This window comes from Streptomyces sp. NPDC003327, assembly GCF_053589515.1.
The window spans coordinates 21,486-27,712 of sequence record NZ_JBSFSA010000062.1; the positions used below are offsets into that span (position 1 = coordinate 21,486).

A 6,227-nucleotide genomic window follows, 5' to 3' on the forward strand; every position below is an offset into this window, starting at 1 on the left:
GAGCGGTGTGAGGAGAAGGGCCGGGCGATGGCGAAGAACATCCAGTCGCTTGAACGGGCGGCGGCGATGCTGCGACTGCTCGCGGGCGGCGAGCGCCGGCTCGGCCTGTCCGACATCGCGTCCTCGCTGGGTCTCGCGAAGGGCACGGCCCACGGAATCCTGCGCACCCTCCAGGCCGAGGGCTTCGTCGAGCAGGACGGGGCGTCGGGCCGCTACCAGCTCGGCGCGGAGCTGCTGCGCCTCGGCAACAGCTATCTGGACGTGCACGAGCTGCGTGCGCGGGCGCTGGTGTGGACGGACGACCTGGCGCGGTCCAGCGGCGAGAGCGTCCACCTGGGCGTCCTGCACCAGCAGGGCGTCCTGATCGTGCACCACGTCTTCCGGCCGGACGACAGCCGGCAGGTCCTGGAGGTGGGGGCGATGCAGCCGCTGCACTCCACTGCGCTGGGCAAGGTGCTCTCGGCGTACGACCCGGTGGCGCACAGCGAGGCCGTGGAGGTGGAGCGGAAGCCGCTCACGCCCCGGACGACCACGGAGCTGGGCGCCTTCGAGGAGCTGCTCGACATGACGCGGGCGCGCGGCTGGGCCGCGGACGTGGAGGAGACCTGGGAGGGCGTGGCCTCGGTGGCGGCGCCGATCCACGACCGGCGGCGGATGCCGGTCGGCGCGGTGGCGGTCACGGGGGCCGTGGAGCGGCTCTGCCCGGGCGGGGAGCTGCGGCCCGAGCTGGTGGCGGCGGTGCGGGACTGCGCCCGCGCGGTCTCCAGGGACCTGGGGGCCGGCCGCTTCTGATCCACCCGGGGGGGCCTGCGGGCCCGCCCCTCCGGGCCGCACCGAACCCGTCGGTAACGATCGCGTTATCGGCGGGTCTTTCGTTTCCCAGGGCCTTGACGCGCAGTTAACCCGGGGGCAAAACTTCCGTTCATCGGTCGGCATTGTCGAACAGCTACCGGCAATACACGCTAGAGTGTGGCAGTGCCAAGGGCCGGAAACGCCCTCACCACGAGGGCGCGGACCACCGGAGGGACCCGGGGTTCGCCTTCCCCTGGACGAAGGACAAAGGAGTCGCGGGTGTCCAGCTCCGACATCTTCCTCGGCGAGACCATCGGTACCGCCGTACTCATTCTGCTCGGCGGCGGCGTCTGCGCCGCCGTGACGCTCAAGAGCTCCAAGGCCCGTGGTGCGGGCTGGCTCGCGATCACCTTCGGGTGGGGCTTCGCCGTGATGACGGCGGTGTACATGACAGCTTCCCTCTCCGGCGCCCATCTGAACCCCGCCGTGACGGTCGGCATCGCGGTCAAGGACGGCGACTGGAGCAACGTCCCGGTCTACGTCGCCGGCCAGATGCTCGGCGCGATGATCGGCGCGGCGCTGGTCTGGCTGGCCTACTACGGCCAGTTCCAGGCGCACCTCACGGACCCGGAGACCCTCGGCGAGAAGCCGGTGGAGGGCCCCGGCCCCGTGCTGGGCGTCTTCTCCACCGGACCCGAGATCCGCAACACCTGGCAGAACCTGGTCACCGAGATCATCGGCACCGTCGTGCTCGTCCTCGCCGTGCTCACCCAGGGCCTCAACGACAGCGGCAAGGGCCTCGGCGTCCTCGGCGCCCTGATCACCGCCTTCGTGGTCGTCTCGATCGGCCTCTCGCTCGGCGGTCCCACCGGTTACGCGATCAACCCGGCGCGCGACCTCGGCCCCCGGATCGTGCACGCCCTGCTGCCGCTGCCGAACAAGGGCGGCTCCGACTGGAGCTACGCCTGGATCCCGGTCGTGGGACCCCTGATCGGTGGAGCCCTCGCCGCGGGTATCTACTCCCTCACGTTCGCCTGAGCCGTCCTTCTTCCAGACTTCCCTTGGAGCACACCGTGACCGACGCACACACCGCGGGCCCCTTCATCGCCGCCATCGACCAGGGCACCACCTCCTCCCGCTGCATCGTCTTCGACAAGGACGGCCGGATCGTCTCGGTCGACCAGAAGGAGCACGAGCAGATCTTCCCGAAGCCGGGCTGGGTCGAGCACGACGCCGCCGAGATCTGGACCAACGTCCAGGAGGTCGTCGCCGGGGCCCTCGTCAAGGCCGGCATCACCGCCGCCGACGTCAAGGCCATCGGCATCACCAACCAGCGCGAGACCACGCTGCTGTGGGACAGGAACACCGGCGAGCCGGTCCACAACGCCCTCGTCTGGCAGGACACCCGCACCGACGCCCTCTGCAAGGAACTCGGCCGCAACGTCGGCCAGGACCGCTTCCGCCGCGAGACCGGCCTGCCGCTCGCGAGCTACTTCTCCGGCCCCAAGGTCCGCTGGCTCCTCGACAACGTCGAGGGCCTGCGCGAGCGCGCCGAGCGCGGCGAGATCCTCTTCGGCACCATGGACTCCTGGGTCATCTGGAACCTCACCGGCGGTGTGAACGGCGGCGTCCACGTCACCGACGTCACCAACGCCTCGCGCACCCTCCTGATGAACCTCCACGACATGGCGTGGGACGAGCGGATCCTCCAGTCGATGGACATCCCGGCCGCCGTGCTGCCGGAGATCCGCTCCTCCGCCGAGGTGTACGGCACGGTCAAGGGCGGCATCCTCGACGGCGTCCCGGTCGCGTCCGCGCTCGGCGACCAGCAGGCGGCCCTCTTCGGCCAGACCTGTTTCGCCGAGGGCGAGGCCAAGTCCACGTACGGCACCGGCACCTTCATGCTGATGAACACCGGCGACAAGATCATCAACTCCTACAGCGGCCTGCTGACCACCGTCGGCTACCAGATCGGCGAGGACAAGCCGGTCTACGCCCTGGAGGGCTCGATCGCCGTCACCGGCTCCCTGGTGCAGTGGATGCGCGACCAGATGGGCCTGATCAAGTCCGCCGCCGAGATCGAGACCCTCGCGTCCTCGGTCGAGGACAACGGCGGCGCCTACTTCGTGCCCGCCTTCTCCGGCCTGTTCGCCCCCTACTGGCGCTCCGACGCCCGCGGTGTCATCGCCGGCCTCACCCGGTACGTCACCAAGGCGCACATCGCCCGCGCCGTCCTGGAGGCCACCGCCTGGCAGACCCGCGAGATCACCGACGCCATGACGAAGGACTCCGGCGTCGAGCTGACCGCCCTCAAGGTCGACGGCGGCATGACCTCCAACAACCTGCTGATGCAGACCCTCTCGGACTTCCTCGACGCGCCGGTCGTGCGCCCGATGGTCGCCGAGACCACCTGCCTCGGTGCCGCCTACGCCGCCGGCCTCGCCGTCGGCTTCTGGCCCGACACCGACGCCCTGCGCGCCAACTGGCGCCGCGCGGCGGAATGGACCCCTCGCATGGACGCCGACAAGCGCGACCGCGAGTACAAGAGCTGGCTGAAGGCCGTCGAACGCTCCATGGGCTGGCTCGAAGACGGAACTGACGAGGAGTAATTCGAGATGACCACCCTGCAGAGCGTCCCCGCACTCGGGACGCGCCCGGCTGCCGGCTCCCTGCCGAGCCGCGCCGAGACCCGGGACCAGCTCTCCAAGGCGACGTACGACCTCCTGGTGATCGGCGGCGGCATCCTCGGCATCTCCACCGCCTGGCACGCCGCGCAGTCGGGCCTGCGGGTGGCCCTGGTGGACGCCGGCGACTTCGCCGGCGCCACCTCCTCCGCCTCCTCCAAGCTCCTCCACGGCGGCCTGCGCTACCTCCAGACCGGCGCCGTGAAGCTCGTCGCGGAGAACCACTTCGAGCGGCGCGCGGTCTCCCGCCAGGTGGCCCCGCACCTCGCGAACCCGCTCACCTTCTACCTGCCCGTCTACAAGGGCGGCCCGCACGGCGCCGCCAAGCTGGGCGCCGGAGTCTTCGCGTACTCCGCCCTCTCGGCCTTCGGCGACGGCGTCGGCCACCTCCTCTCCCCCGCCAAGGCGGCCCAGGACGTGCCGGAGCTGCGCACGGACAACCTCAAGGCCGTCGCCGTCTACGGCGACGACCAGATGAACGACGCCCGCATGGCGCTGATGACGGTCCGCGCCGCCGTCGACGCGGGCGCCACCGTCCTCAACCACGCCGAGGTCACCGGGCTCCGCTTCACCCGCGGCCGGGTCACCGGCGCCGAGCTGCGCGACCGCCTCTCCGGCGAGGAGTTCGGCGTCACCGCCCGCCTGGTGCTCAACGCCACCGGCCCCTGGGTCGACCACCTGCGCAGGATGGAGGACCCGAACGCGGCCCCCTCCATCCGCCTCTCCAAGGGCGCCCACCTGGTGCTCAAGCGGACCGCCCCCTGGAAGGCCGCGCTGGCCACCCCGATCGACAAGTACCGGATCACCTTCGCCCTCCCCTGGGAGGACATGCTCCTGCTCGGCACCACCGACGAGGAGTACGAGGGCGACCCTGCCGAGGTCGCGGTCACCGAGAAGGACACCGCCCAGATCCTGGACGAGGCCGCCTTCTCCATCCGCGACCAGCAGCTGTCGCGCGACCTGATCACCTACGCCTTCGCGGGCCTGCGGGTGCTGCCCGGCGGCCCCGGCGACACCTCCAAGGCGAAGCGCGAGACGGTCGTCACCGAGGGCCGCGGCGGCATGCTGTCGGTCGCCGGCGGCAAGTGGACCACCTTCCGCCACATCGGCCGCACGATCATGAAGAAGCTGGAGTCGCTCCCCGGCCACCCGCTGGGCGAGGACTACGAGCCGGTCTCCGCGCTCCCGAAGCGGCTGCCGCTCCCCGGCATCGCCAACCCGAACGCGGTCGCCCACCGGCTGCTCGTCGACGGTCCGGCCCCCGGCCCGCGCATGGCCGCCGACACCGCCAAGCACCTGGCGACGCACTACGGCTCGCTCTCCTTCGAGATCGCCCGCATGGCGAACGAGAACCCGGACCTGGCCCGCCGCATCCACCCGGACGCCCCGGAGATCTGGGCGCAGGTGGCCTACGCCCGCGACCACGAGTGGGCCGAGACGGCGGACGACGTGCTGCGCCGCCGCACGACGTTGACCGTCCGCGGTCTCGCGACGGACGAGATCCGCGCCGAGGTCGAGGCGCTGCTGCGGAAGTAACTCCCGCGGGTGAAGGGGCGGTTCCTCCCGGAGGAGCCGCCCCTTCGGCGTGCGGCACGGACACCGGCGGACCCGTGTGCGAGGCCGCGATCCTGGGTAGTCGATCAAGGCCGCACGGGTTTTCGGGGCCGTCCCGGGGCTGCGGACGGACCGCCGGAAAGCCGTAAGGTTGGTCCGTACGACAGGAACTTGGAAAAGGAGGCGCTGGGTGATCGAGCTCGAGGGGGTTCCCGAGCTGATCGACCCGGTCATGGTGGCCGCGTTCGAGGGCTGGAACGACGCCGGCGACGCCGCCTCCACCGCGGTCGCCCATCTGGACCGGGAATGGAAGGGCGAGGTGTTCGCGGCGCTGGACGCCGAGGACTACTACGACTTCCAGGTCAACCGGCCGACGGTCTTCCTGGAGAACGGTGTCCGGAAGATCACCTGGCCGACGACGCGGCTCTCCGTGGTGCGGGTCGGCGGCGACAAGCCCCGCGACCTGGTGCTCGTCCGCGGGATCGAGCCCTCGATGCGCTGGCGCTCCTTCTGCAACGAGCTGCTCGGCTTCGCCCACGAGCTGGGCGTGGAGATGGTGGTGATCCTGGGCGCGCTGCTCGGCGACACCCCGCACACCCGTCCGGTTCCGGTCAGCGGGGTCACCTCCGACCCGGACCTGGCGAGGACGATGGACCTGGAGGAGACCCGCTACGAGGGCCCGACGGGCATCGTCGGCATCCTCCAGGAGGCGTGCACCCACGCGGGCGTGCCGGCGGTCAGCCTGTGGGCCGCGGTGCCCCACTACGTCTCGCAGCCGCCGAACCCGAAGGCGACGCTGGCGCTGCTCAACCGCCTGGAGGACCTGATCGGGCTGCGCATCCCGCTCGGCGAACTGCCGGAGGACGCGCGCGCCTGGCAGCTGGGCGTGGACCAGCTCGCCGCCGAGGACAGCGAGGTCGCCGAGTACGTGCAGACCCTGGAGGAGGCGCGGGACACGGCGGAGCTGCCGGAGGCGTCGGGCGAGGCCATCGCCCGCGAGTTCGAGCGCTATCTGCGGCGGCGCGACCCGGGCGCGGGGCCCGGCCAGGGCCACGGCCCGGGGGTGGCGTCGGAGGGCGGCGAGTTCCTCCGGGACTCCACCAGCGGCCGCACTCGTCCGCCGAAGCCGGAGCAGCCGGGACCGGAGGCGGTGCCGGGCGCGGAGCCGCCGGCCGACGCCCCGGAGGGCGACGACGG

5 protein-coding genes are annotated in these 6,227 nt (G+C 71.6%); all 5 read left to right on the forward strand.

The window, feature by feature from the left end:
* Positions 1-27: 27 nt before the first annotated feature.
* Entirely contained in the window at positions 28-792 is a 765-nt protein-coding gene (locus ACWDVG_RS29535) for an IclR family transcriptional regulator (protein ID WP_451703695.1), read from the forward strand.
* Between the two features lie 279 nt (positions 793-1,071).
* Complete coding sequence (locus ACWDVG_RS29540; protein ID WP_451703687.1) at positions 1,072-1,830, forward strand: MIP/aquaporin family protein; 759 nt, start codon at positions 1,072-1,074, stop codon at positions 1,828-1,830.
* A gap of 35 nt (positions 1,831-1,865) precedes the next feature.
* A complete protein-coding gene (glpK, locus tag ACWDVG_RS29545; RefSeq protein ID WP_451703689.1) occupies positions 1,866-3,401 on the forward strand; it encodes a glycerol kinase GlpK in 1,536 nt (511 codons plus the stop codon).
* A gap of 6 nt (positions 3,402-3,407) precedes the next feature.
* Complete coding sequence (locus ACWDVG_RS29550) at positions 3,408-5,012, forward strand: FAD-dependent oxidoreductase (protein ID WP_451703691.1); 1,605 nt, start codon at positions 3,408-3,410, stop codon at positions 5,010-5,012.
* A gap of 208 nt (positions 5,013-5,220) precedes the next feature.
* Positions 5,221-6,227, forward strand: a 1,007-nt coding sequence (locus ACWDVG_RS29555; protein ID WP_451703692.1) for a PAC2 family protein, incomplete at its 3' end; no start/stop codon positions are given.